The organism is Sphingobium cupriresistens (genome assembly GCF_004152865.1).
GTDB classification, from domain to species: Bacteria; Pseudomonadota; Alphaproteobacteria; order Sphingomonadales; family Sphingomonadaceae; genus Sphingobium; species Sphingobium cupriresistens.
Map to the genome: position 1 here is coordinate 23,365 of NZ_SEOO01000007.1, position 22,463 is coordinate 45,827.

Consider the following 22,463-nt stretch of genomic DNA (forward strand, 5'->3'; position numbering starts at 1 on the left):
GGGTCATTTTCTAGCCGGCGTCCCGTATCGCCCGGAAGCGGTCGAGGCCGGCGTCGAGGTCCGCGATCAGGTCGGCCGGGTCTTCCAGGCCGATATGGAGGCGGATCGCCGGACCTTGCGCGCTCCATCGTGTGGCGCTGCGGTAGCGGGCGGGATCGACGGGCAGGGCCAGGCTTTCGAAGCCGCCCCAGCTATAGCCGATGCCGAAATGGGCGAGGCCGTCGATCAGGGCGGCGCGAGCCGCATCGTCGCCGCCGTTCAGGATGACGGTGAAGAGGCCGGTCGAACCGCTGAAATCCCGTTGCCACAGCGCGTGGCCGGGGCAGTCGGGGAGCGCCGGGTGGAGGACGCGAGCGACGTCCGCCTGGGCGCTGAGCCAGCGGGCGATGGCGAGCGCGCTGTCCTGATGCTGTTGCAGCCGCAGCCCCAGCGTGCGCAGGCCGCGGCTGGCCAGCCAGGCGTCGTCGGGGCTGACCATCTGGCCGAAGACATAGGCGGTCTGGCGGATTTTGGCGAACCAGTCGGGGGTGGCGGTGACGGAGCCCATCATCACGTCGCTATGGCCGACGATATATTTGGTGCAGGCGAGGATGGAGATATCGACGCCATGGCTGAGCGCCGGGAAATAGAGCGGCGTCGCCCAGCTATTGTCGAGCAGGGTGACGACGCCGTTCGTCTTCGCCCAGGCGGTCAGCGCAGGGATATCCTGCACCTCGAAGGTCAGGCTGCCGGGGCTTTCGAGGAAGAGGGCACGGATCGGGCCGCCTTCAAGATAGACATCAAGTGAGACGGCTGTGGGATCATAATAGATCGTTTCGATACCGTAATTATCCAGCAATTGCGTGCAGAAATTGCGGGTCGGGTCATAGGCGCTGTCCACCATCAGCAGCCGGTCGCCGGGCTTGAGGACGGCCATCAGCGCGCAGGCGATCGCCGCGACGCCCGACGGGTAGAGCATCGTGCCTTCCGCGCCCGGCTCCATTTCGGTGAGCGCGTCGGCAAGGGACCAGGCGGTCGGCGTGCCCTTGCGCCCGTAGAAAAGCCGTTCGTGGGTGCTGCTGCCCGCGGCTTTGCGCAGATGGGCGACATTGTCATAGAGGATGGTCGAGGCGCGCCAGACAGGCGGGCTGACGATCGCGCCGGGCTGGCCGGGCATCCCGGTCCATTCGGGCTTGCGGCCGGCTTGCGCGAGTTTGGTGAGGGGCCTGCGCCCATCCTTGCCGGAAGCGTCTTCGCTCATGCTGCGCCCGTCGCCTTGGGCGTGACCGGGTCGAAGCCCCATTCCGACCAGCTCCCGTCATAGAGGGTGACGGCGTCGTTGCCGAGCGTTTCGAGGCCCGCGAGCAGGATCGCGGCGGTGACGCCGCTGCCGCAGGTTGTGATGACCGGAGCGGCCGGGTCGATGCCCGCGCCCTCGAACAGCGCGCGCAGTTCGTCGCCCGCCTTCATGCTGTTGTCCGGATTGAACAGCGCGGAGGAGGGGAGGTTGCGCGATCCGGGGATGTGGCCCGACGCCATGCCGGGGCGCGGTTCGGCCTCTGCGCCCGTGAAGCGGCCCGCGCCGCGCGCGTCGAGCACCTGTTCCGCGCCGCTCGCGACATTGGCGATCAGGTCCGCCTTGGTGCGGACCTGGCCGGCTGCGCGACGGGCGATGGCGGTGCCGGGGGCGGGCGTTGCCGCGCCGCTCTGCGTCGGGCGGCCCTCCGCCAGCCATTTGGGCAGGCCGCCGTCGAGGATCGCTGCGGATGCGCCCAGGCCGTAAAGGCGCATCATCCACCAGCCGCGCGCGGCGCTGTGGGTGGGGCTGTTGTCATAAACGACGATGCGGCTGTCGGGATAGATTCCCAGCGCCTGGACACGCTGCGTCATGAGATCGTCGGAGGGCAACATGCCGGGGGTCGGGTCCGCGGGATCGTTGAGCGTCGGCAGGTCGAGAAAGACCGCGCCGGGGATATGGGCGGCTTCATATTCGGCGCGCGGGTCGCGCGGGGTGCCGGGCAGGAACAGGCTGGCGTCGAGGATGACGAGGTCGGGCTGGCCAAGCTGGGCAGCGAGGTCTGCGGTGGACAGGAAAATGGTCATGCGGCATCCTTCGGCCCTTGTTCGCGCCTGTCTTAGAGCGGGACGGCAAGGGATTAAAGGGCGTTGCGCCTATCAGGCCGGCGTAAGTTCCGCCGCGGCGCGGGCGGCGGGGCGGCGATATTGGCGCGGGCCCTGGTCCAGGCGGAGCGGGGCGAGGCGCTCGGCCGGCGGCTCCTGCTCCTGCCCGACGATGAAGGCGCGGGCGGTGCGGCCCTGTTCGACCGGATCGCCATCCTGCGGCCCCCAGCGATAGGCGGCGTCGAAGGCGGCCAGCGGGATCAGCAGGCTGCGCTGGCCCATCGTCACCGGCACGATCTGGTCGGGCGACAGGCGCAGCTCGCCCGCAAGCTGTAGCGTTTCGCCCGATGCGATTGATACGGCGCTATGCAGTGGCAGGCCATCGTCGCCGGTGAAGAAGCCGTTGAGCAGGGCCTGCTGCTGCGCGCCGCCATTGCCCAATATGCCGCGCACCAGCACGTCCTGCGCCGGGCGGTCGCCGCGATTGTGCAGGATCAGGCTGTAGCTGATCGTGACGCCCATCAGCGAATAGCGCGCCTGCGACACGGTCATGTCCATGTCGAGCCAGGGACGCTCGGCCGGGGCGGACGTGGGCGCGCGCGCGGTGGCGGGGGCGGCGGGGGTGAGTCGCACGGTGTCGGCAGGCGGTGGTGGCGCGGCGGGCGGGGCGACTGGATCGGCTAAGGGTTCCGCAGCCGGTTCGGCGAGCGGTTCCGCGGTCGGACGGCGGCGGCGTAGCATAAAGGCGGCGGCCAGCACGGCCAGGGCGAGCAGGCCGCCGATGATCCAGGGCAGGGACAGGGGACTGGCGTCTTCCGCCGTCGGGGCGGGCGCGGCGGCCGGTTCCGGACTGTCCGTGGCATTGGTCGCGGGCGCGGGAGGTGGCTGGAGCGTTGGCGCGACCGGGGCGCTGGCGTTGGCCGGGGCGTCGTCGGGCGCGGGCTGCGCCGGCGTGGCGGCGGCGGGTGCGGCTTCGGGCTGGCGCGTCGGCTGCGCGGGCGGCAGCGTCGCGCGATCGGTGGGACGCGGCGTGAGGGGCGTTTCCGACGGCGTCGCAGGTGGGGCAGGGCGCGGGCGGCTGGGCTGCGGCGTCGGCTGCACCGTGACGGGCGGCAGCGTCACCGTGGGTGCTACGACCGGGGGCGTAACGCTGGGCGTGACGGGATCGCGATAGACGTTGAGTTCCGGACCCTGCCGGTTGGGATTGGGCGCGGGCGTCGTGTTGGCGGGCGGCAGTTGGAAGCCGGGGGCGGTTTCCGATGCTTGCTGGGCATGGACGGGCGCGGCGGACAGCGCAGTAAATGCCAGCAGCAGCACGGCGAAAGACGACGGACGAATGTAAGACCCCATGGTCCTGCCAAGGCATAAGAATGGCTGAACCGCAAGTGAACAATGCAGGCCGATGACATCAGGCGTGCAATCGCGTAGATGGCCGGGCATGACTGACCTTCCCACCGCGCCCCTGCATCTGGGGCAGAGCAGCGCCCTTCCCGCCAGCCCGGAAGCGGCCGTGCTGGATTATGTGCCCAATCCGCGCCCCGGCAAACCCTATCTGGTGCGCTTCACCGCGCCCGAATTCACCTCGCTCTGCCCGGTGACCGGGCAGCCCGATTTCGCCCATCTGGTGATCGATTATGCGCCGGGCGCGACGATCGTCGAATCGAAATCGCTCAAGCTGTTCCTGGGCGCGTTCCGCAACCATGCGGCGTTTCACGAGGATTGCACCGTGGGCATTGGCGAGCGGTTGTTCGCCGAAATGGACCCTGTCTGGTTGCGCATCGGCGGATACTGGTATCCGCGCGGCGGCATCCCGATCGACGTCTTCTGGCAATCGGGCGAGCCGCCAGCGGGCCTGTGGCTGCCGGCGCAGGATGTGCCGGGATATAGAGGGCGGGGGTAAATCCCGAACGGAGATGGGGCGGGTCGGCCCTGTTTGACCAACGGACAACAGGGTTCGACCAACGACATGCCGGCCGTACGCCATCGCTTGACCGATGCAGCGAAACGGCCGATCCCGCGTTTATTGCGCGTGAGACATGATTTCATGCGCTCCCAAGACGTGTCGGAGTCTTCATCCTATGCCCCTCAAGACCATCCTGCCGCTGCTGATCGCGGCTGCGCCCATCGCCATTGCGGCCCCCGCCCTGGCGCAAAGCGCGCCAACGCCCGGTTCCACGCCCACCGGCCCCGCCGCCGGGATCACCACGCAATTGCCGCGCGGCGCGGCGCCCAGCCATTATGCGATTCAAGTGACGCCCGATGCGGCGAACCTGAAATTCAGCGGCAAGGTGACGATCGATGTCAGCGTCGCGACCGCGCTGCCGGCGCTGGTGCTGAACGCCGCCGACCTGACCGTTTCGTCCGTGATGCTGACGCCGGCAAAGGGCAAGGCGATCAAGGGCGCCGCCCGGATCGACGCGGACGCGCAGACCGTCAGCCTGGATTTCGGCAAACCGATCCAGCCGGGCAGCTACAAGCTCGACATCGTTTATGCCGGCATCATCAACCAACAAGCGAACGGCCTGTTCGCGCTCGACTATACCGACAATGCCGGCGCGGCGAAGCGCGCGCTCTTCACCCAGTTCGAAGCGCCCGACGCACGCCGCTTCGTGCCGAGCTGGGACGAGCCGAGCTATAAGGCGACGTTCGACCTGTCCGCGGTCGTTCCCGCCGACCAACTGGCGGTCGGCAACATGCCGGTCAAGGCGACTAAGGATCTGGGCGGCGGCAAGAAGCTGGTGACGTTCGGCACCAGCCCCAAAATGTCCTCCTACCTGCTGTTCTTCGGGCTGGGCGAACTGGACCGGGCGACCAAGATGGCGGGCAATACCGAAGTCGGCGTGATCGTCGGCAAAGGCAATACCGGCAAGGCGCAACTGGCTCTCGATGCGTCGGCCAGCATCCTGCCCTATTTCAACGATTATTTCGGTACGCCCTATCCGCTGCCCAAGCTGGATAATGTCGCTGGCCCCGGCCAGAGCCAGTTTTTCAGCGCGATGGAGAATTGGGGGGCGATCTTCACCTTCGAGCGCGCCTTGCTGGTCGATCCGCGCTTCACGTCGGAAGCGACCAAGCGTCGCATCTACGAAACGGTCGCGCATGAAATGGCGCATCAGTGGTTCGGCGACCTCGTCACCATGGCCTGGTGGGACGATCTGTGGCTGAATGAGGGGTTCGCCAGCTGGATGGCGACCAAGGTGACCGACAAGCTGCAACCCGACTGGGAAATGCTGCTGACCCGCGTGGACGGGCGCGAGGCGGCGATGAGCCTCGATTCGCTCGCCACCACCCATGCCGTTGTGCAGAAGATCACCACCGTCGATCAGGTGAACCAGGCGTTCGACGCCATCACCTATCAGAAGGGTGAGGCGGTCATCACCATGCTGGAAGGCTATGCCGGCGAGGACGCATGGAAGGCGGGCATCCAAGCCTATATGAAGGCGCATGCCTACGGAAACACCGTGACCGACGACCTGTGGAAATCGGTCGAGGGCGCGGGCGCCACGGGGCTGGTTTCGATCGCGCATGACTTTACGTCGCAGCCGGGCATCCCGCTGGTCACCGTCGACAGCGCGGTCTGCAAGGGTGGATCGACCGTCCTGACGCTGAGCCAGGGCGAATTTAGCCGCGACCAGAAGAGCAAGACGCCGCTGCGCTGGAACGTGCCGGTCAAGGCGCAGACCATCGGCGGCGAAGCGCAGCGTCTGATTTTGCAGGGCAAGGGCACGGTAACGCTGCCGGGCTGCGGCGCCTATGTCGTCAATGCGGGGCAGACGGGCTATTATCGCTCGCTCTATCCGGCGGCCAATGTGAAGGCGCTGGCGAAGGATTTCACCAAGCTGGCCAGCATCGACCAGACCGGCTTGCTTGCGGACAATTTCCAACTGGGGCTGGGCGGCTATCAGCCGATCGGGCTGGCGATGGACCTGGTGGACGCCGTGCCCGCCACCGCCAGCCCCGCCGTGCTGGCGGAGGTGCCGGAGTATATCGCCAGTGCCCATGCGATGCTGGAAAGCGACAAGGCGGCGCAGGCGCGCGTCGCCGCCTATGGTTCGGCCAAGCTGGGGCCGGTGCTGGCGGGGATCGGCTATGACGCCAAGCCGGGCGAGGCGGCGCAGGCGCCGGTGCTGCGCCAGGCGCTAGTGGCGACGCTGGGCGACATGGGCGACAAGGCCGTGGTGGCGGAAGCCAATCGCCGCTTCGCCCAACCGGCGCTGCTCGATGGGCCGCTGCGCAACACATGGCTCTCGATCATCGCCAAAAATGCCGATCAGGCGACCTGGGACAAGCTGCGCGCGATGGCCAAGGGCGCGGCGACCGACCTGGAAAAGAGCAGCACCTATGCGCTGCTGGGCGGCGCGAAGGACGAAAAGCTGGCGGCGCAGGCGCTCGACCTCGCCATGACCGATGAGCCGGGCAAGACCACGAGCGCGGCGATCATCAGCGCTGTGGGTTCCGAGCATCCGATGCTGGCGGTCGATTATGTGCTGGCGCACCGCGCGCAATATGAGGCGCTGATCGACGTGTCGGCGCGGAGCCAGGCGCTGGCGCGCCTCGGCGGCGGGTCGGCCGATCCGGCGATGGCGACCAAGCTGGACGCCTATGCCACCCAATATCTGACGCCCGAATCGCGCAAGGTGGTGGATCGCGCCATCTCCGCGATCAAGACGCGGATCGAGACGCGGAGCCGGTTGCAGGCGCCGCTGACCGCCTGGTTCGCGGGCAAGAGGTAGGAAATAAAAAGGGCGGCTCGAAAAAAAGGGCCGCCCTTATTCCAGCCGGTTACTGCGGCAACCCCAGCGCCTTGGCGATGTCGTCCCAGGCGACCAGTTTGAAATTCTGGGCCGCCGCCGCATTATGGCCGTCCTGCGCAATGAACAGGCCGCCCGGATAGGCAGGGCCGAAATCGCCCAGCATCAGTTCGATGCCGTCGGTTTCCTCCGACCCGCCAACGACCCCGTCGACCACGCGGAAGCGGCCGACATAGGAGTCGTCGCTCAGCTTGTAGACGACATAGGCATTGTCGCCCTGGCTGGAGACGAGGACATAGCCGTCCTTGTCGCCCACGGGCGCGATGGCGAGGCCTTCGGCATCCATGACCAGGTTCTTGTCATCGGCCGCTGCGATCTTGGTCGGCATGGTCGATCCGGCGGCGCGCGCGTCGAAGCGCCAGAGGCCGACATCCTCCTCCGCCACATAGAGGGTGCCGGTGCGGTCATCGACGGCGCAGCCTTCCGACTGGGTGCCGAGCTTCATAGTGCGGACGATCTTGCCGCTGGGCGTCGCGCTGTTGGCGTCGATCGCGACCTGGTTGATCGTGCCGTCCTTCAGCACGATGAAGGCGGACAGGATGCCCGCGTCCCGGCCAAGGCAGACGCCATAGGCTTCGCCCGCGCCGCCATCGACCTTGCCCAGCGCGGTCAGTGTCGCGGTGGCGGGGTCGAGGCGAAAGAGCGCGATCTTCGCATGGGCGATGTCGTTGCGGTCGCTGGCGGCCACCAGGATGCCGGGCGCTCCGCCGATCGCCACGCCGTCCTTCAGATCGACATTGTTGACCCGGCCGGCGTCCAGAAAGGCGCGGGTCTTGCCGTCGAGGCCATAGACATAGAGGCCGGCTTTCTTGTCGGTGCCCACGATCAGGCTTTGCGCCGGGTTGGCGGCGTTGCGCCAGATCGCCGGATCGTCTGCCGCGTCGGCGTTCGCGGTGCCGACCGGGGTGGTTTCGCCGCGCGCCGTAACCGACACGGCGGGGGTCGCATTGGCGATGCGAACGGCGACCGGAATTTCCACTTCGGCGGTGGCGCAAGCGGACAATGTAATAAAAGCGAAACAGGCAATCATCGAACTATAATATATATTGCACGATCCGGTCATGGAAGCCTTTTCGTGGTTGATGATGGGGTCAGATATCGGAGCATGAAATGACGCTCTTCTTTTTCGGATCATTTTATCAGAAGTCCTGTTTCCATGTGGCGGTGGAATGCTACAGAACGGTATCGCGGGTCAATTAAACTATTTGGAAACAGCGGATGCAAAGAATTGCGACCATGGCGCGGTTGACCCGGTTGCGCCGGATGAATTGCGCCAGAGCAAGCTGCATTCAATGATACAGGGCGCGTGCTTTAAGTTCTGGTTATCGCATCGTTTTAAGCAAAAATCGGTCCCTGCTTTCCTGCACGACGCTCCAAATACTGGTTTTAAGCGATGTAGCAGCCGCAGCGCCATTTCATTGCCGGCGACCCGTATTGAGATGGGCGGCGACAGCATCGACGCTGTCGCCCACGACATCGACCGCTTCCGCCAATTCTTCCGGCGATACGTCGAAGCGGGAGGTCCAGTAGAGGATCGCCGCTTCATTATCCAATGTGACGCGGTCTGCTTCCATGTCCGGGTCGCTGATCTTTGGTGCCTGTCTCATAGGACAGATACAAACGCATAAATGGCGGCGCTTTTCCGCTTCCCTTTGGGACAGGTGACCGGGGAAGGCTTAGCTGAGCGGGCTGCTGGCCCAATTTTTGAGCTTGGCGTAGAGCGCGGCGATAACCCCGGCGAAGATCAGGATCGCGAGCGGCACGGCCAGATGATTTTCCGCCACCAGCGCCAGAGGCGCATCGCTGTCGGTGCTGGCGACGATGCCGGCGAAGGCGACGCCGAACAGGCTTTCGCCGACGATGAAGCCGGTGGCCATCAGCACGCCCATGCGTTCGGCGAATTCCGGGTTCGCCTGGCGCAGCGACCAGCGGTTGTAGAAATGTCCGATCACCGCGCCGACGGGGATCAGCAGGGTCAGCGCCATCGGCAGGTAGATGCCCATGCCGACCGCGAGCGGGGGCAGGCGCAGCTTGCCCGCCCGGCCCAGCAGTTCATCGACCAGCACCACGACCGCGCCGATCCCCGCGCCGATGCCGATCAGCCCCCAGTCGAGATCGCCGCCCAGCACGCCCTTGGCCAGCGCGGAGATGAGCGCCGCCTGCGGCGCGGGCAGCGCGTTCGGCCCGGCGCCGGGCGCGCCGGCGAAACCGAAGGCGCTGTTGAGCAGGTCGAGGACCGGCGGAATCACCAGCGCGCCGAACAATACGCCCAGGATCAGCGCGATCTGCTGCTTCCACGGAGTCGCGCCGACCAACTGGCCGGTCTTGAGGTCTTGCAGATTGTCGTTGGAGATGGTCGCGATGCCGAACACGATCGCGGTGGTGAACAGGGCATAGGCGATCAGTGCCTGCGTCTGCTGCGGGTCGCCGCCGCCCGATCCGTAGATGGCGGCCAGCATCAGCGACGCGCCCAGCACGGCGAGGATGCCGACGCCCGAAATCGGGCTGTTCGACGCGCCGATCAGGCCCGCCATATAGCCGCAGACCGACGCGATGATGATGCCCGCGACCAGCACATAGGCCAGCGTCAGGCCGATGATCGGCACCGGATTGTCGGCGATCGGGCCACCCTGGGCGAAGATCCAGAGCAGGAAGCCGATGGGGACGAGCGCGGCGAGGATCGTGCCGCCGACGATGGAGATGGGCAGGTCGCGCTCGGTCAATTCCAGCATCGCGCCATTGCCCGACCGGCGCGCGGCGTTGGCGACCAGCGCGGAGCGGATGCCGCTGACGATCGGGCCGAGGATCTTGAGCAGGGTCCAGATCGCGGCGACGCCGATCGTGCCCGCGCCGATGAAACGCGCCTTCGTGCGGAAGGTAGTGCCGACCAGATCCGCCAGGTCAGCGCCGGCGGGGACGGGGGTGGTGAGATATGGCACGATGCCTACCCAACTGATGAGCAGGCCGATGAACATGGCGACGCCGACCGAGAAGCCGACGAGATGGCCGACGCCGATCAGCGCCATCGAAAAGCTGGTGGAAACCGACGTCGCGCCCGCGCCGAATTTGAAGAAGGTGGCGGCTTCTTCGGCCAGGATTTTCGTCTTGGCGATGATCGAGAAGCTGGCGGCGGCGATCGCGCTGGCGACGATCGCGGCGAGGCCGCGGCGGTTTTCCTCCAGCCCCTCGCGCGAACCCGCGCCGACCTTCAGCACTTCGGCGGCGGCGACGCCTTCGGGATAGGGGAGGTCGGAACCGGTGACGAGCGCGCGGCGCAGCGGCACCGAATACATGACGCCCAATATGCCGCCCAGCGCGATGGTGCAGGCCGACAGCCAGTAGGGAAAGCCCTGCCACCAGCCGATGATGACCAGGCCCGGCAGCACGAAGATGATCGCCGAGAGGGTGCCCGCGGCGGACGCGATCGTCTGGACGATGTTGTTTTCCAGGATCGTGCCGGTCGAAAACAGCCGCAGCACCGCCATGGAGATGACGGCCGCGGGGATGGAGGTAGCGAAGGTCAGGCCGATTTTGAGGCCGAGATACACATTTGCCGCGGTGAAGATGAGGGTGATGAGCGCGCCGAGAATGACCCCGCGCAGCGTCAGTTCGGCCATCGCGCCGGTTGGCGCTCCCCGGCCCTTGGCTTCCATTGTCACCCGTCGTCCCCTTGGCTTGGCGCTTATATAGTGGCTGGTAATAATGTTGCTTGGCTGTGGATCAATCAGAAAGTGCGATCAGGATGCGTTTGGACGCGCGCCGGTCGTGGGGGCGGCATGGTCGAGCCAGTCGTCCACCAGCCCTGTCCAGCGCTGATAGCCGCGCGCGTTCATGTGCAGTCCGTCGGGGCGGAAGAGCGAGGCGTCGGGCAGGCCATCGCGCGCCAGCAGCACGGCGCCGACGTCGATATAGGAGAAGCCGTCGCGCTTGGCGCGCGCGGCGATGGCGGCGTTGACCTGCGCCATCTTTGGCCAGAGCGTCCAGCGGATCGGGCTGGGCTTGAGCGAGAGCCAGGCGATGGCTGCGCGCGGATAATCCGCGCGCAGCCGCTTGAGCAGAGCGAGGATGTCGCGCGACACGGCATCCGGCGTCGCACCGGCGGCCAAGTCGTTCTCCCCCACATAAACGACCACCGAGCGGGGCGGGACAGGCGGCAGCAGCCGCCTGTAATAATGGAGGACATGGGCGGTGGTCGCGCCGCCGAAGCCGCGATTGACGGTGTCGATATCGGCGAAGCTGCCCGCTATGTCCCACAGCCGGATGCTGGAACTGCCCAGAAACAGGGTGGCGTCGCGCACAGGCGTACTGGCGCTGTTGGCTTTGGCGAAAGCCTCCACCTCGTTGGAGAAGGGGAAGGTCGGGTCGGCATTGGGAACGGGGGCAGGGCGAGCAGGCGGCGGCGCGGCGATGGCGGGGACCGCCAGCGCGCAGGCGAGCAATGTCGGCAGCGCCGTCCGGCGCAGGCCCGCGCCCTTAATGGCGGTGGAGCGGGCGCAGGCGATATTTGCCGTCCGCATAGGGGCCGAACATGCCGGTGATGGCGGGATGATCGACCGGCTCGTCGCTGTCGTCGGTGACCAGATTTTGCTGGCTGACATAGGCGACATAGCTGGATTCGCCATTTTCGGCGAGCAGATGATAGAAGGGCTGGTCCTTGTCGGGCCGCGCGGTTTCGGGAATCGCCTCATACCATTCCTCGCTATTGGCGAAGACCGGATCGATATCGAACACGACGCCGCGAAAGCCGAACAGGCGATGCTTGACGACATCGCCGATATTGAAGCGGGCATGGACGATCGGCGGGGCGATGACGCCGGCGCCGAAAATCTGAATCGTGTCTTTCATCCCCCCAATTTAGGATGCTGCTGCGCGGACACAAGAAAAATACCGGAAAGGCCGCTTGGCAAGTATGATTTCATTCGCTAATGGCCGCCCCTCGACCGGGACGGCGCAGGCTGGACCTTCTGCGGAGAGGTGGCAGAGTGGTCGAATGCACCGCACTCGAAATGCGGCGTGCCCGAGAGGGTACCGTGGGTTCGAATCCCACCCTCTCCGCCAACATCTCAATGCGAATCAATGAGGTGGGCCTCGCGAGGCCAGAAAATCCCCAGGTTCCGCGCGGTTTTGCCAGTGGCGACCGAACCTCAGAGACTGCCGAAATCGCCGAAATCGGTCTCTGACCGGCTTTTGTCTCTTTTCACCCGAACCTCGTCGGAAAAGGTTCGGTCTCCAGAAACGACGTAAATCCAAGGTTTTCTGGCTTTCGTTCAACCAAACCTTTTGCGCCCAATCTCGGCAGGCAAGCGGGAATGCAACTGGTGGTATTTGCTCGCGGCAGCAGCCAAAAGCCACGCAGTCTGCTATGGATCCCGGCATGACGACCCGCAGAGCTATCGACAGCTTCACTGAAATCGCCACTCTGCGCATCGAGCTTATGGGCTCCGATCCGCTGATCTGGCGCGTGGTTGAAGTGCCTACGTCCATCACCCTGAAGGTGCTGCACGATATTGTTCAGGTCTCGATGGGCTGGTGCGATTATCACCTCTGGGAGATGGTGATCGACGGGAAGACCTACGGCCTGCCGATGGACGAGGACTTTGGTACCGCGCCCCGGAAGGTGGCAGATAGGGTTCGCTTGCGTGATGTGCTGACAGGCGACACCACCCGGATCGACTACATCTACGATTTTGGCGACAGCTGGGAGCACAGCCTCGTTGTCAGCGACGTCCGGGCAGGCGCGCCCGGAACTGGCTATCCCCGCTTAATTGCCGGCGAGCGCGACTGCCCGCCAGAGGACTGTGGCGGCATCCCCGGTTTCTACGAGATGCTTGAAGCACGGGTCGACCCCAAGCACCCAGGCCATGCGGACGTCGCAGAATGGCTCGATGGCTATGACCCCGAAGAACTGGACGTGTTCCCGATCGAGGTTGCGCTTGGCCGTATTGCTGCCCGTCGCAACGCGGCCGCCAAGCGCATCATCAAGCCTGCGAATGATTGATCACGCGGAGCGGACTTCACTGGATGGATACGCTTGTCCTCGATCGCGCGGGGCAGTTTAGCACCAAGGTTCCCGTCGCCCTGTCCAGGTGCGCGCGAGACCCTCGGCAACCAGCTGGTCGCCGAGCGACCGGCCCGCACGTACAATGACCCGAAGTTTGCGCCCGTATTGGTCTTCGTCCCGATCTCTGATCGGGGTCATCTCGAACGGCCCCTGGTTGAGGAGAACGATAAGCCGGTCGGTGGCCCGGTTACCGAGCGCCTTCTCGGCAGCACATTGCGGCTGGCTCACTTCCGGCGTGTCAATATCGGCCATCCGAATCTTCTGGCCATGGAGCCAGAATGTATCGCCATCGACCACGCACGTGCGCCGAACGAGACCGCAGTGCGAGAACGTCTCGGAGACCATGTTGCTTGTACCGCCAGTAGGGCGGGGTTGCACCGCATTGGCGGGCGAGAGTTGCGGCATCTCCGCTGACTTCGCCTGCTCTGCGCTGGCGACCGGATTGCCGGTTCGCGACCAGTAAGCGAGCACCATGCCCGAGATGAAAAGGGCCGTCACAATGGCCAGCCCTGCGATGCCTCCGCGTGTAATCAACCGCTTCGGATTTGGGTCTTGCCTGCGAATGCGCGGATCGAGGCGTGGATTGAACCTCGAAGGCCTTTTTCTTCGATGTGTCGATCTCATCGCCTCATGACCATCCGCTTCATCTTGGCCCAGAACGAGAGTTTCGGTGCGAAATCCGCCTCCGTGCAGACGTCGCTTTTGATCGACGACGACTGTTCGGTCTCGACCGTAACAGCAGCGATCTCCGTCAGATCAATTGGTGACGAAAGCTGCTCGGGCGGCAGCTGCTCGGCCGTTGCCCGCGTCCCGGAGGATCCCAGTTGGGCCCCGTTGGATGCCCACTCCATCTCCAGAGCCATCTCATTTGGTGTGTGCAGAACCGGTGCAGCTGTTTCGACTCCCTCAGGTGCAGGCTCACTGGTTTCATCGATCGAGTTGGAGACCTCGCATGTTGTGACCAACAAATCGCCAGTCGGAATGGCGAGCACATCGGACGTCGGGGGCAGGTGAAAGGGAGCAAGATCGGGGACGAGGGTGGATCCTTGAGTCGCTGGTGATGGCACCTCCCGATCAGGAATTGGCGCCCGGGCCGTGCGTTGAGCATGCGCTGCCAATGCCCTGCGCATGCGGGCTAGGTTATGTTCGATCCGCTCCAAGGCCTCAGTTGGCTGCAGTGGCTTGCTCCGTCGATCGGCGCAGGCGAATCTCGATGCGCCGGCGCAGTTGATCGCTCTTGGTAGCCGTACCGTCTGCCACCTGGTCGACAGGGACGATCATCTGCGCCCCCGAAAGCGGGAGGATCGTGACCTCGCGCAGACGCGGATCGGCTCGCAGGATTTTGACCACCGCGACCGCGCGCGCAATGGCCAGTCCCGCATTATCGGTAGATCGCAAAGCCTCCGTCGGAAGTTGGTTTGCCGAGGCCTTGATCAGCGTCGCGTCGAGATTGCTGGTACCCACCATCGGCACTTCATCGGTGTGCCCGATTACTTCGACGACATCGACTCCATAATCCTCGATGTTCTTGCGCAGCGCCGGGATAACGGAGGAGCGGAGCTTGCGCTCGAAATCGGGCCGAAGCGTCGCCTTGCCGCTCTCGAAGTAGTAGCCGCCCGCTTCGCTCAGGCTGAAGAAGGGGGGCCACTCCCCCTTCTTGCCCTTCCTCGCCTTGTCTATGGCCTCTTCGACGTACCTGGCGGGATCCTTGGCACCGGCTTTCTGGGCCGCCTGGCGAGCGTCGCGGCCCAGCTTGGCATCTTCAAGAAGACTGTCCTGCGCGGCCGTTTCGCCGACCTTCTCGATCTGTTGTCGCGCCTCGATGGCCCGCACCAGTTCCTTGTAGTATTCATCCGGTGTCGATGCGTTGGGATAGGCCTCTTGCATCGCCTCGACGAGCCGGCTGGCGGTGCCGTCGGCAAAGGCTTGGAGCTTCCGCTCGCGGGTTGCCAGTGCTGCGGCCAGGGCCATCAGCAGCACGAAGATTAGTAAGATCATGATCTCGGCCATGGTCATGCCGAGAACGAGGCCTCGCCGATACGGCTTGTCCTGACGGATATCGTACTGCGACACTTAGGCGCGTCCTTCGACCTGGCGGGCCAACGCGTCGGTCATGTGGACCAGCGAACCGTGCACCTGGGTGGTGGCCTCCCTTGACCTGGCGAGCTCCTTCTCGAGCGCTTCGGCGTGACGTTGGGCCGATGCGAGCGCCATCTTGCTCTGCTCGCTCAGGTCGGTGCTGAGTTGTCCGTGCGTGGATGCGAGCTTCGTCAGCTCATCGTTTAGCGCTCGCGAGGCATCTCCTAGCGCAACCAAGGCCGCGTCCACGGCCTCCCCGGGCCCGCTGCGGAGCAGGGCCAGCTGTTTCTCGGTCTCGCTGATCACCGAGCGCACGCCGGTCTCCAGTTCGCCTACGGCCGTTCGCATCCGTTCCGCGGATTCGCTTGTGGCAGCGCTGGTCGTGCGGACGCTGTCGATAGCTGTGCTGGCGTCACGTGCCGCTCCGGAGAGGTCCAACAGATACGCGTTCGACGTCGCTACTGCACCCTGAGCGAGTTCGGCAGCTTCGCGCAATTTGTCGTGCGCCATTCCGATCGCGTCCAGACTGTCCGAGTGGCTTTCGAGCTTGCTCAGCAGTTTTCCGAAGGCGACTTCATATTTCTTAGAGCGGGCGGCGAAGTCGTTCGCTTCTCCGCGGATGGCCTCATTGGCCATTTCGACCACGCTGCTCAGGCCATCTACCGATGCCTTGGTGAACGCTTCCATGCTCTGGTTGGCAGCTTGGTGAGTCTCGGTGAGCGACTGCTGCAGGCCAACCGTGAAGTCCTTCATCTGGCGAGCCGCTTCGCGCAGCTCCGTCTTCAGACGCGTCGACGCATCGGTAAGCTCGAGCCGCGCCTGCTCCTCCACGTTCTCCAGGTCCGGCCGCCCTTGGCTGAAGAATACCCGCAGGATCAGGCCGAAGATGGTCGTCGCGAGTGCAATACCGAAGCCCTGGACGATCGTCGAGGCGGTGTCGTTGGGATCGAAGGTGCCGATGGCATAGGACAGGCTCGCCAGCGTGTAGATCAGCCCCAGATAGTAGCAGTTGTCGCCAGCCTGATCAGCCCGCACGCGGCCCGTGCCCGTCCAAGGCGATCGCACTCGCGCTGGCGATGGGCAACTATGCCGGCGACTTCTTTGCTGGTGGCGGCGTACCCCCGCTCGCGTTGTCAGGCCCGCTTCCGCAAGGGCCGGAGGCGATGAAGCGGGCGATGGGCGACATTCACCGCGCGATCGAGGCGGCCAAGGCGAGTCGCAAGCCGGTGTTCCCGATGCCTCCCGGTCATGAGTTGAAGCAGGTCGGGTTCGATCCGGCCAAGGGCCAGATGACCGAGGCGCGCCGGTTCCAGATCGAGGAGATCGCCCGGATCTACAATCTGCCGCCGGTTTTCCTGCAGGATCTCACTCACGGCACGTTTTCGAACACCGAGCAGCAGGATCTGCACCTCGTCAAACATCTGATCGCGCAGTGGGCGAAGGCCTTCGAGGAGGAATTGAACCTCAAGCTGTTCGGCCCGCGCGGCGGTGCCCGCTACGTCGAGCACAATCTGGATGGGCTTATGCGTGGCGACTTTGCCGCCCGCATGGCGGGACTCGCTCAAGGGATCCAGAACGCCATCCTCACGCCCGATGAAGCCCGGGCGCTGGAGAACCGGCCACCACGCCCGAAAGGCGATCAGCTCTACATTCAGGGCGCGACCGTGCCGCTGGGGAGCAGTGTGACCACGAACGGCGCGAACGGCGCTGCGGCACCGAACGGAGATACAGCATGACAATGGAACGACGCGCGCTGGTCCGGCCGCTCGATGTGCGCGAGCAGGACGAGCATCGCACCGTTGCCGGCTACGCGGCCGTGTTCGGCGCTGCCGCCGATATTGCCGGCCAGTTCCGCGAGATCGTTGCGCCGGGCGCCTTCAGCGACACGATCAGCGGCGACGTGCGGGCGTTAATCGATCACGATAGCGGCCGGGTGATCGGCCGCACGACGGCAGGCACGTTGCGGCTCGCCGAGGATGATGTCGGTCTCGCGGTCGAGATTGATCTGCCCGACACTCAGGACGGGCGCGACCTTGCGACGCTGATCGCCCGCGGCGACATCTCCGGCATGTCGTTCGGTTTTGTCGTCACACACCAGGAGTGGGACGAGACCGGCGATATGCCGACCCGCACGATTCTAGCTGTGGACCTGCGCGAGGTCAGTGCCGTCGCCTTCCCGGCTTATGACGATACGTCCATTGCGCTGCGCTCGCTTGAATCCGCGCGGCGGGAGAAGCGCCGGCACAACTTCCGGGCAGCCGCCAACCGCGTGCTCGCCCGCAAGGTTTCCATCGACCTGCGAACCCGCAGACTGGTGAGTAAAGCTTGAGGCCAAGCCCCAAGCCCAATCGAACGGCCCGCCCTCGCGCGGGCTTTTTTATTGGAAGGAATACCCGTGTCCCGATTGAAAGACCTGCGTGAGCGTCAGGAGCAGATCGTTTCCGAAGCGCGCGAGCGTCTCGACCAGATCAGCGCCGCCACCGATGAAGCCCGTGCCGCCGAGCTGGAGAGCCAGCACGATACAGCGATGGCGGAGTATGATCGGCTCGAAAAACAGATCACCCGCGAGGAACATCTCGCCCGGCTCGAACAGCGGGCCGAGGAAACCCGCGCCCGGCTGCGTCCGATCCCGGGCGATACCGAGGCGCGCAGCCCGGATGGTGGCGAGAAAGCCGAATATCGCACCGTCTTCGCCAAGGTCCTGTGCGGCATGTCCGACGAGCTCTCGGCGGAAGAGCGCGCGGTCCTAAATCAGGGACGCGCCGAGTTCCGCGCGCAGACTGCCGGCACGACCACCGCAGGCGGCTTTACCGTGCCGACCGAACTGGCGGACCAGATCGTCAAGGCAATGAAGGCCTGGGGTCCGATGTACGATCCCGGCGTCGCGACCGACATGGTCACTCCGAGCGGCAATCCGATCAAGGTGCCGACTCTGGACGACACGGCGGTAACGGCCGAAGCGCACACGGAAGCGGCTCCGATTACCGATGATGGCGGCAAGGACGCGACCTTCGGGCAGAAGAGCCTCGATGCCTACGCGTTCGACACTGAGTTCATCCGCTGGAGCTGGGAGCTCGATCAGGACTCCATCTTCAATATGGAAACCCTGCTGGGCGGGCTTCTCGGCGAACGTCTGGGGCGCATTGCCAACACGCAGCTGACGGTCGGCACCGGCGTGTCCGCCCCGCACGGCGTCGTCACGGCATCGACGCTGGGCAAGACAGCGGCAGCGGCGGCCGCGATTACCGGGGATGAGCTGATCGACCTCATCCACTCGGTCGATCCGGCCTATCGCATCAGCCCGAAGGTTGCGTTCATGTTCAACGACACCACGCTTTCGGTGATCCGCAAACTGAAGGACGGGAACGGCAACTATCTCTGGCAGATGGGCAACATCCAGCAGGGCACTCCGGGCACGCTGCTGGGCTACCGCTACCACATCAACCAAGCGATGGCGGACGTGGCGCTGGGGCAGAAGTCGGTCCTGTTCGGCGACTTCGGCAAGTACTTCGTCCGCAAGGTCGGCGCTCCCGTCATCGGTGTTCTGCGCGAGCGCTTCTGGCCTGACATGGGCATCGCGGGCCTGATCCGCTTCGATGGCGAGCTGGGCGACACTGCCGCCATCAAGCACCTCATCCAGGCGTGATTTGGGAAAGGCGTACTTTCGGGTCCGCCCTTTACCTGAACGTGCGCGCCATTCCCGAAAGGAGCCTGCTTCCATGAAAATCAGGATGACCATGGGCCTCGCTGGCCCGCATTACGCCCTCGCTCCAGGCGACGAGCGCGAGTTCCCGCAGGACGAGGCCGTGCGTCTGATCGAAGCGGGCTTTGCCGTGCCGGTCGCCGAAGTGAAGGTGGAGCGTGCGGTGAAGCCGGCTCCCGAGCGGCGTGCGTCAACGAGGAAGAAAGCGGCGCCATGAGCTGGCACCCGGTCGTCCCCGTGGCGCCTGCAGTCGAGCCGGTCAGCCTCGCCCAGGCGAAGCTCCAGTGCCGCGTGATCGGCACCGACGAGGATGACACACTCGACCTCTACATCGCCTCGGCGCGGTCGCATGCCGAAGCCTATTGCGGTGTGGCATTCGCAGAGCGGACGGTGGTGGCGCACTGCGACAGCTTTAGTGACCTGGCGCGGTTGCCATTTGCGCCCGTAAATTCCGTGACGTCAATCGAATATGTGGATCCAGCTGGTAGCACCCAGACGTTGCCCACCTCCGTCTATGAGCTGCGCTCGGACAATCTCGAACCGGGGATCGTCCTGAAGCCGAGCCAAGCATGGCCGGCAATCCAGCTCGGGTCGCGGATCGCGCTTACTGCATCGGTCGGCGTCGCGCCACCCGACGATGTGCTCCACGCCATGCTACTGTTCATCGCTGACAGCTTCGACCGGCGCGAGCATGCGAAAGCTGGGGACTGGACCATTCTCGACAGCTTGCTGTGTAACCACCGCAGGAGTGTCTCGTGAAAGCCGGGCCGCGAAACCGTAAGATCGTGTTTCAGCGCAGGACCGTGATCATCGATGATTATGGCGGCGAGATTACGAGCTGGACCGATTATGCCGTTCTCTGGGGCGGTGTGATCTGGGGAACCGGCGCCGAGCGACGGGAGGCGGCGCAGCTCTCCGCTTCCCAGCCGGCGACCTTTCGGGTCCTGGCTAATAGCGAGACGCTGGCGCTTAGTGTGGAGGATCGCATCAGCTTCGCTGGCGGGCTTTGGAATATCACTTCGGTTGTGCCGCTGGGGCTCAACGAGGGTGTCGAGGTGACCGCCATTCGCGCGGCGGCGTAGGCTCTCGAAGATAGCTGTAGAGCCTGTTGAGTGAGAACACGTTCGCACCAGCCGATGTGCCGACGTTGGCGCTGAACTCACCGGCAGTGCAGGCACAATATTCGGACGGAGGCGCGGATAGGCTGTGGAATTTATGGTGTGATGTGGCTGATTGGCTTTGGGCCGCGAACAGCTTCCGATCTGAAGGCCAATGCGTACTCAGTAGAGCATTTTGCGGACCGATCAGCGTAGCAGTCCGAAGCATACCGCTCTCGTGATCGCAACTGCCGCTAGTCCTCGCGAGTGGGTGTCCGGACGCCAAGCCTTGCGCGAGCGATACAAGTGAGCTTACCTGCCGGCCGGGGAATTCACGCGGCGTTTCCACGATGATTTCACGCTGTGCTGCGTGGTGCAGAAGTTCCGGCGGACGCCCGGTGTGCAGTACCACTTCGAGGTGGTGACCGGGCCGGCCGTGCTCGATCGCGCGGCGCTGTTCGTCCATTACGCGACTGGCGCCCGGCAGCGGCAGACGGACTTCGGTCTGCCGGCCGGGCATTCCCTCGATGCAGCCCCGGGCGACATCGCCATCATCGGGAGGCTGCGCTGATGGCCCCCAATCCTGATCGCGATCCGGCGGTGGAGATTGCCCTGATCCGGGCGGATCTCGAGGCCATGCAGGAGGACCTTAAGGCCGTCCGCAAGGAACTGAAGGACCTCCTCGAAGCCTGGAACACCGCGACTGGCATGGTCCGGTTCGTGAAGTGGCTGTCGACCTTCGCGACCGCGCTCGCAGTTCTCTACGCCACCGTAAAAGGCCTGTCCGGCCGCTAACCTCCCGGGAGATATCCATGAAACCGCTGCCACCGGCCTATGGCTGGATCGATGACCTGCGCCCGCTGCCCCGGATGCTGGATGAGGCCCGCAAGCTCTACGGCACCTTCGAGGTGGCCGGGCCCGCTGACAATCCGGTGATCCTCGGGTGGGCGAAGGAGACGGGCCTCGCCAAGTCCTACAATGACGACGCTATTCCATGGTGCGGGCTGTTCATGGCGGTGGTTGCCAAACGCGCGGGCAAGCCGGTCGTCGAGGGTCCTCTCTGGGCGCGCAACTGGGCGAAGTTCGGGAAACCGGCAGAGAGGGCCCAGCTGGGCGATATCCTGGTGTTCCGCCGCGCGCAGGGTTCCGGCCATGTCGGGCTCTATGTTGGCGAGGATTACGGCGCCTACCATGTCCTGGGCGGCAACCAGTCCGACGGCGTGACCATCACCCGGATCGCCCGGGACCGCTGCATTGCCATTCGGCGGCCCGCCTACCGCAAAGCACCTGCGAGCGCGAAGCCGGTCCAGCTCGCGGCCAACGGTGTGCTGTCCACCAACGAGGCCTGACCGGTCGTCATCATCACCAACCCGTTCGCCCGCCATTCCTGCGGGCTTTTGTATGGAGAAACGACATGGAAGAACTGAAACCCTGGTGGGCGTCCAAGGCCATCTGGACCGGCGTCATCGGCAGCCTGTGGGGTGTGGCCGCAGCGCTCGGAATTCTGCCCGAGGGGCTGACCCAGGCCGACGTGCTGACCGTCGTTCTGGCGCTAACCGGTATCGGCAGCGCGGTGTTCCGGAAGACTGCGAAAGCGCGGATTGGCTAGAACTCTGGTTCTGGATCTAGCGGAGGGGTGCTGTTTTCAGCCTCCTCCCATTCCGCATAGGTTCTGCCATCCGGCAATCGCCACAGAATTCGGCCGTTTGCTGCGGCTCCGGTCACGGTAGCGGCGGCGGCCGAAACCGACGAAAAGATGTAGTCCGAGGTGAACAGAAGGCCGTCACTCTGTTCCACCAGAATGCCCTTGGCCAGCAGATCGGAGCGCAAGGCGACAGTCCCCTTGGGGATCGTGTTTGTCGTTTTGATCCGGGCAACGGATCCCTTCTTTACCACGAACTCGCTACTGGCCGTGATCGACATCTGAGCGGCGAAGCCCTGGCCGCGGAAGTTGAAAACAACCTGTGGAGCGGTCGCCGAAACTGGGATTTCCAGCTTGTTTCCGTTGGTCAAATCGCCCGAGACGACCTTGAATAGATCACAGCCGAGAGCCCCAACCAGCGTCTTTGTTTGGTCGATGAACTCTTCCATGGCTGCCCGGTCCGGCAGCGGGAGCTTGCCGACCTCGCTTGCCTTCTGGGAGTTTAGCAGCGTCCAACGTGGGTTCTGCCCCGCGTCAGCGATAAGCCTGGCTTCAACATAGCGGGCATGGGATTTGGTGAGGTTCTCGTCCTTGCTGACCAGGACAATGGTCTCAGTCCAGAACGGCTTGCTATCCAAGCCTTTGTCGTTGCCGGCATGGTATTGCAGCCGATTGGCCACGCCCTCGGATTCACCGATATAGGCCATCAGCCTATCTGGCTGCGCCTCATCGAAGCCCAGCAGGAGATAGACGCCCGGTCGAGCTAATTCAGGAAATGTCGCCCGCACCTGCTTCATTTGCAGTTTACGGAACGCGATCGCCTGGATCGTGGACATGGAGATCTGGGCAACGCGGATCCCATCGGGGTCGCCATCGAGCAGGAAGATGTTGATGGAGCGGGGGCGCATGGAAAATCGCTTTGCATTTGTGGCCACTTTGGCCAAAAGTAGCAGATCGATAGCGGGCGTCA

At 64.7% G+C, this 22,463-nt stretch carries 26 protein-coding genes and 1 tRNA gene; 14 read left to right on the forward strand and 13 right to left on the reverse strand.

The window, feature by feature from the left end:
• Positions 1-10: 10 nt before the first annotated feature.
• From metC to EWH12_RS05955, 3 genes are all read right to left on the reverse strand, one after another.
• Positions 11-1,240, reverse strand: a complete 1,230-nt coding sequence (metC, locus tag EWH12_RS05945; RefSeq protein ID WP_129926001.1) for a cystathionine beta-lyase — start codon at positions 1,238-1,240, stop codon at positions 11-13.
• Complete coding sequence (locus EWH12_RS05950; protein ID WP_129926002.1) at positions 1,237-2,082, reverse strand: sulfurtransferase; 846 nt, start codon at positions 2,080-2,082, stop codon at positions 1,237-1,239. Before EWH12_RS05950 ends, metC begins: the two co-directional genes overlap by 4 nt.
• A 72-nt stretch (positions 2,083-2,154) precedes the next feature.
• Positions 2,155-3,450, reverse strand: coding sequence for a hypothetical protein (locus EWH12_RS05955; RefSeq protein ID WP_242495961.1), 1,296 nt, complete (start codon positions 3,448-3,450; stop codon positions 2,155-2,157).
• 88 nt (positions 3,451-3,538) lie between these two features.
• Between EWH12_RS05955 and queF the strand changes: the two genes are divergently transcribed.
• Positions 3,539-4,000, forward strand: coding sequence for a preQ(1) synthase (queF, locus tag EWH12_RS05960; RefSeq protein WP_066606263.1), 462 nt, complete (start codon positions 3,539-3,541; stop codon positions 3,998-4,000).
• A 178-nt stretch (positions 4,001-4,178) separates the two neighbouring features.
• Positions 4,179-6,833 carry a M1 family metallopeptidase gene (locus EWH12_RS05965; RefSeq protein WP_129926003.1) on the forward strand — a complete coding sequence of 885 codons (2,655 nt, stop codon included), beginning with the start codon at positions 4,179-4,181 and terminating at the stop codon, positions 6,831-6,833.
• A 49-nt stretch (positions 6,834-6,882) separates the two neighbouring features.
• Here the strand turns inward: EWH12_RS05965 and EWH12_RS05970 are convergent, their stop codons facing one another.
• The 5 genes from EWH12_RS05970 to hspQ form a co-directional block, all read right to left on the reverse strand.
• Positions 6,883-7,974, reverse strand: coding sequence for a phytase (locus EWH12_RS05970; RefSeq protein WP_242495962.1), 1,092 nt, complete (start codon positions 7,972-7,974; stop codon positions 6,883-6,885).
• A 352-nt stretch (positions 7,975-8,326) separates the two neighbouring features.
• Positions 8,327-8,485: a DUF3606 domain-containing protein gene (locus tag EWH12_RS05975; RefSeq protein ID WP_129926074.1), complete on the reverse strand. Its 159-nt coding sequence runs from the start codon at positions 8,483-8,485 to the stop codon at positions 8,327-8,329.
• Positions 8,486-8,587: 102 nt separating this feature from the next.
• Complete coding sequence (locus tag EWH12_RS05980; protein WP_129926075.1) at positions 8,588-10,528, reverse strand: OPT family oligopeptide transporter; 1,941 nt, start codon at positions 10,526-10,528, stop codon at positions 8,588-8,590.
• A 120-nt stretch (positions 10,529-10,648) separates the two neighbouring features.
• The gene (locus EWH12_RS05985) at positions 10,649-11,428 is read right to left on the reverse strand and encodes a GDSL-type esterase/lipase family protein (protein ID WP_129926004.1); all 780 of its coding nucleotides are present in this window, start codon (positions 11,426-11,428) and stop codon (positions 10,649-10,651) included.
• On the reverse strand, positions 11,385-11,756 hold the full coding sequence (gene hspQ, locus EWH12_RS05990; protein WP_066606248.1) for a heat shock protein HspQ: 372 nt from the start codon (positions 11,754-11,756) through the stop codon (positions 11,385-11,387). The genes EWH12_RS05985 and hspQ overlap by 44 nt, the downstream gene beginning before the upstream one ends.
• A gap of 123 nt (positions 11,757-11,879) precedes the next feature.
• Between hspQ and EWH12_RS05995 the strand changes: the two genes are divergently transcribed.
• Positions 11,880-11,969, forward strand: a tRNA-Ser gene (locus EWH12_RS05995).
• A 316-nt stretch (positions 11,970-12,285) separates the two neighbouring features.
• Positions 12,286-12,909, forward strand: a complete 624-nt coding sequence (locus EWH12_RS06000; RefSeq protein WP_129926005.1) for a plasmid pRiA4b ORF-3 family protein — start codon at positions 12,286-12,288, stop codon at positions 12,907-12,909.
• A 57-nt stretch (positions 12,910-12,966) separates the two neighbouring features.
• On the opposite strand, the gene EWH12_RS06005 is transcribed toward EWH12_RS06000, so the two are convergent.
• The 4 genes from EWH12_RS06005 to EWH12_RS06020 all read right to left on the reverse strand — a co-directional run bounded on the left by EWH12_RS06005 (position 12,967) and on the right by EWH12_RS06020 (position 16,086).
• Complete coding sequence (locus EWH12_RS06005) at positions 12,967-13,470, reverse strand: thermonuclease family protein (protein WP_242495963.1); 504 nt, start codon at positions 13,468-13,470, stop codon at positions 12,967-12,969.
• 122 nt (positions 13,471-13,592) lie between these two features.
• Entirely contained in the window at positions 13,593-14,132 is a 540-nt protein-coding gene (locus EWH12_RS06010) for a hypothetical protein (RefSeq protein ID WP_129926006.1), read from the reverse strand.
• A gap of 4 nt (positions 14,133-14,136) precedes the next feature.
• Complete coding sequence (locus EWH12_RS06015; RefSeq protein ID WP_129926007.1) at positions 14,137-15,045, reverse strand: OmpA family protein; 909 nt, start codon at positions 15,043-15,045, stop codon at positions 14,137-14,139.
• Complete coding sequence (locus EWH12_RS06020; RefSeq protein ID WP_129926008.1) at positions 15,046-16,086, reverse strand: hypothetical protein; 1,041 nt, start codon at positions 16,084-16,086, stop codon at positions 15,046-15,048.
• 23 nt (positions 16,087-16,109) lie between these two features.
• Between EWH12_RS06020 and EWH12_RS06025 the strand changes: the two genes are divergently transcribed.
• From EWH12_RS06025 to EWH12_RS06070, 10 genes are all read left to right on the forward strand, one after another.
• On the forward strand, positions 16,110-16,787 hold the full coding sequence (locus EWH12_RS06025) for a phage portal protein (protein ID WP_277986012.1): 678 nt from the start codon (positions 16,110-16,112) through the stop codon (positions 16,785-16,787).
• On the forward strand, positions 16,784-17,380 hold the full coding sequence (locus EWH12_RS06030) for an HK97 family phage prohead protease (RefSeq protein WP_129926010.1): 597 nt from the start codon (positions 16,784-16,786) through the stop codon (positions 17,378-17,380). The genes EWH12_RS06025 and EWH12_RS06030 overlap by 4 nt, the downstream gene beginning before the upstream one ends.
• Before the next feature lie 66 nt (positions 17,381-17,446).
• Complete coding sequence (locus EWH12_RS06035; protein WP_129926011.1) at positions 17,447-18,697, forward strand: phage major capsid protein; 1,251 nt, start codon at positions 17,447-17,449, stop codon at positions 18,695-18,697.
• Between the two features lie 73 nt (positions 18,698-18,770).
• Entirely contained in the window at positions 18,771-18,971 is a 201-nt protein-coding gene (locus tag EWH12_RS06040; protein ID WP_129926012.1) for a hypothetical protein, read from the forward strand.
• Entirely contained in the window at positions 18,968-19,513 is a 546-nt protein-coding gene (locus EWH12_RS06045) for a head-tail connector protein (protein ID WP_129926013.1), read from the forward strand. Before EWH12_RS06040 ends, EWH12_RS06045 begins: the two co-directional genes overlap by 4 nt.
• Complete coding sequence (locus tag EWH12_RS06050; protein ID WP_129926014.1) at positions 19,510-19,836, forward strand: phage head closure protein; 327 nt, start codon at positions 19,510-19,512, stop codon at positions 19,834-19,836. Before EWH12_RS06045 ends, EWH12_RS06050 begins: the two co-directional genes overlap by 4 nt.
• A 385-nt stretch (positions 19,837-20,221) precedes the next feature.
• Complete coding sequence (locus tag EWH12_RS06055; protein ID WP_129926015.1) at positions 20,222-20,422, forward strand: hypothetical protein; 201 nt, start codon at positions 20,222-20,224, stop codon at positions 20,420-20,422.
• Positions 20,422-20,646, forward strand: coding sequence for a DUF5320 domain-containing protein (locus tag EWH12_RS06060; RefSeq protein ID WP_129926016.1), 225 nt, complete (start codon positions 20,422-20,424; stop codon positions 20,644-20,646). The genes EWH12_RS06055 and EWH12_RS06060 overlap by 1 nt, the downstream gene beginning before the upstream one ends.
• A gap of 17 nt (positions 20,647-20,663) precedes the next feature.
• A complete protein-coding gene (locus tag EWH12_RS06065) occupies positions 20,664-21,200 on the forward strand; it encodes a TIGR02594 family protein (RefSeq protein WP_129926017.1) in 537 nt (178 codons plus the stop codon).
• Between the two features lie 65 nt (positions 21,201-21,265).
• Positions 21,266-21,460, forward strand: a complete 195-nt coding sequence (locus EWH12_RS06070; RefSeq protein WP_129926018.1) for a hypothetical protein — start codon at positions 21,266-21,268, stop codon at positions 21,458-21,460.
• Here EWH12_RS06070 and EWH12_RS06075 read toward each other — a convergent pair.
• Positions 21,457-22,401 carry a DUF4357 domain-containing protein gene (locus EWH12_RS06075; protein ID WP_129926019.1) on the reverse strand — a complete coding sequence of 315 codons (945 nt, stop codon included), beginning with the start codon at positions 22,399-22,401 and terminating at the stop codon, positions 21,457-21,459. The two genes, EWH12_RS06070 and EWH12_RS06075, sit on opposite strands and share 4 nt — an antisense overlap.
• Between the last annotated feature and the right edge of the window lie 62 nt (positions 22,402-22,463).

Bases quoted from the DNA above. Each gene is read 5' to 3' on its own strand.
- metC (WP_129926001.1), bottom strand. From the start codon at position 1,240: ATGAGCGAAGACGCTTCCGGCAAGGATGGGCGCAGGCCCCTCACCAAA.
- EWH12_RS05985 (WP_129926004.1), bottom strand. From the start codon at position 11,428: ATGCGGACGGCAAATATCGCCTGCGCCCGCTCCACCGCCATTAAGGGC.
- EWH12_RS05970 (WP_242495962.1), bottom strand. From the start codon at position 7,974: ATGACCGGATCGTGCAATATATATTATAGTTCGATGATTGCCTGTTTC.
- queF (WP_066606263.1), top strand. From the start codon at position 3,539: ATGACTGACCTTCCCACCGCGCCCCTGCATCTGGGGCAGAGCAGCGCC.
- EWH12_RS06065 (WP_129926017.1), top strand. From the start codon at position 20,664: ATGAAACCGCTGCCACCGGCCTATGGCTGGATCGATGACCTGCGCCCG.
- EWH12_RS05975 (WP_129926074.1), bottom strand. From the start codon at position 8,485: ATGGAAGCAGACCGCGTCACATTGGATAATGAAGCGGCGATCCTCTAC.
- hspQ (WP_066606248.1), bottom strand. From the start codon at position 11,756: ATGAAAGACACGATTCAGATTTTCGGCGCCGGCGTCATCGCCCCGCCG.
- EWH12_RS06045 (WP_129926013.1), top strand. From the start codon at position 18,968: ATGAGCTGGCACCCGGTCGTCCCCGTGGCGCCTGCAGTCGAGCCGGTC.
- EWH12_RS06040 (WP_129926012.1), top strand. From the start codon at position 18,771: ATGAAAATCAGGATGACCATGGGCCTCGCTGGCCCGCATTACGCCCTC.
- EWH12_RS05950 (WP_129926002.1), bottom strand. From the start codon at position 2,082: ATGACCATTTTCCTGTCCACCGCAGACCTCGCTGCCCAGCTTGGCCAG.
- EWH12_RS06060 (WP_129926016.1), top strand. From the start codon at position 20,422: ATGGCCCCCAATCCTGATCGCGATCCGGCGGTGGAGATTGCCCTGATC.
- EWH12_RS06075 (WP_129926019.1), bottom strand. From the start codon at position 22,401: ATGCGCCCCCGCTCCATCAACATCTTCCTGCTCGATGGCGACCCCGAT.
- EWH12_RS06070 (WP_129926018.1), top strand. From the start codon at position 21,266: ATGGAAGAACTGAAACCCTGGTGGGCGTCCAAGGCCATCTGGACCGGC.
- EWH12_RS06030 (WP_129926010.1), top strand. From the start codon at position 16,784: ATGACAATGGAACGACGCGCGCTGGTCCGGCCGCTCGATGTGCGCGAG.
- EWH12_RS05965 (WP_129926003.1), top strand. From the start codon at position 4,179: ATGCCCCTCAAGACCATCCTGCCGCTGCTGATCGCGGCTGCGCCCATC.
- EWH12_RS05955 (WP_242495961.1), bottom strand. From the start codon at position 3,450: ATGGGGTCTTACATTCGTCCGTCGTCTTTCGCCGTGCTGCTGCTGGCA.
- EWH12_RS05980 (WP_129926075.1), bottom strand. From the start codon at position 10,528: ATGGCCGAACTGACGCTGCGCGGGGTCATTCTCGGCGCGCTCATCACC.
- EWH12_RS06000 (WP_129926005.1), top strand. From the start codon at position 12,286: ATGACGACCCGCAGAGCTATCGACAGCTTCACTGAAATCGCCACTCTG.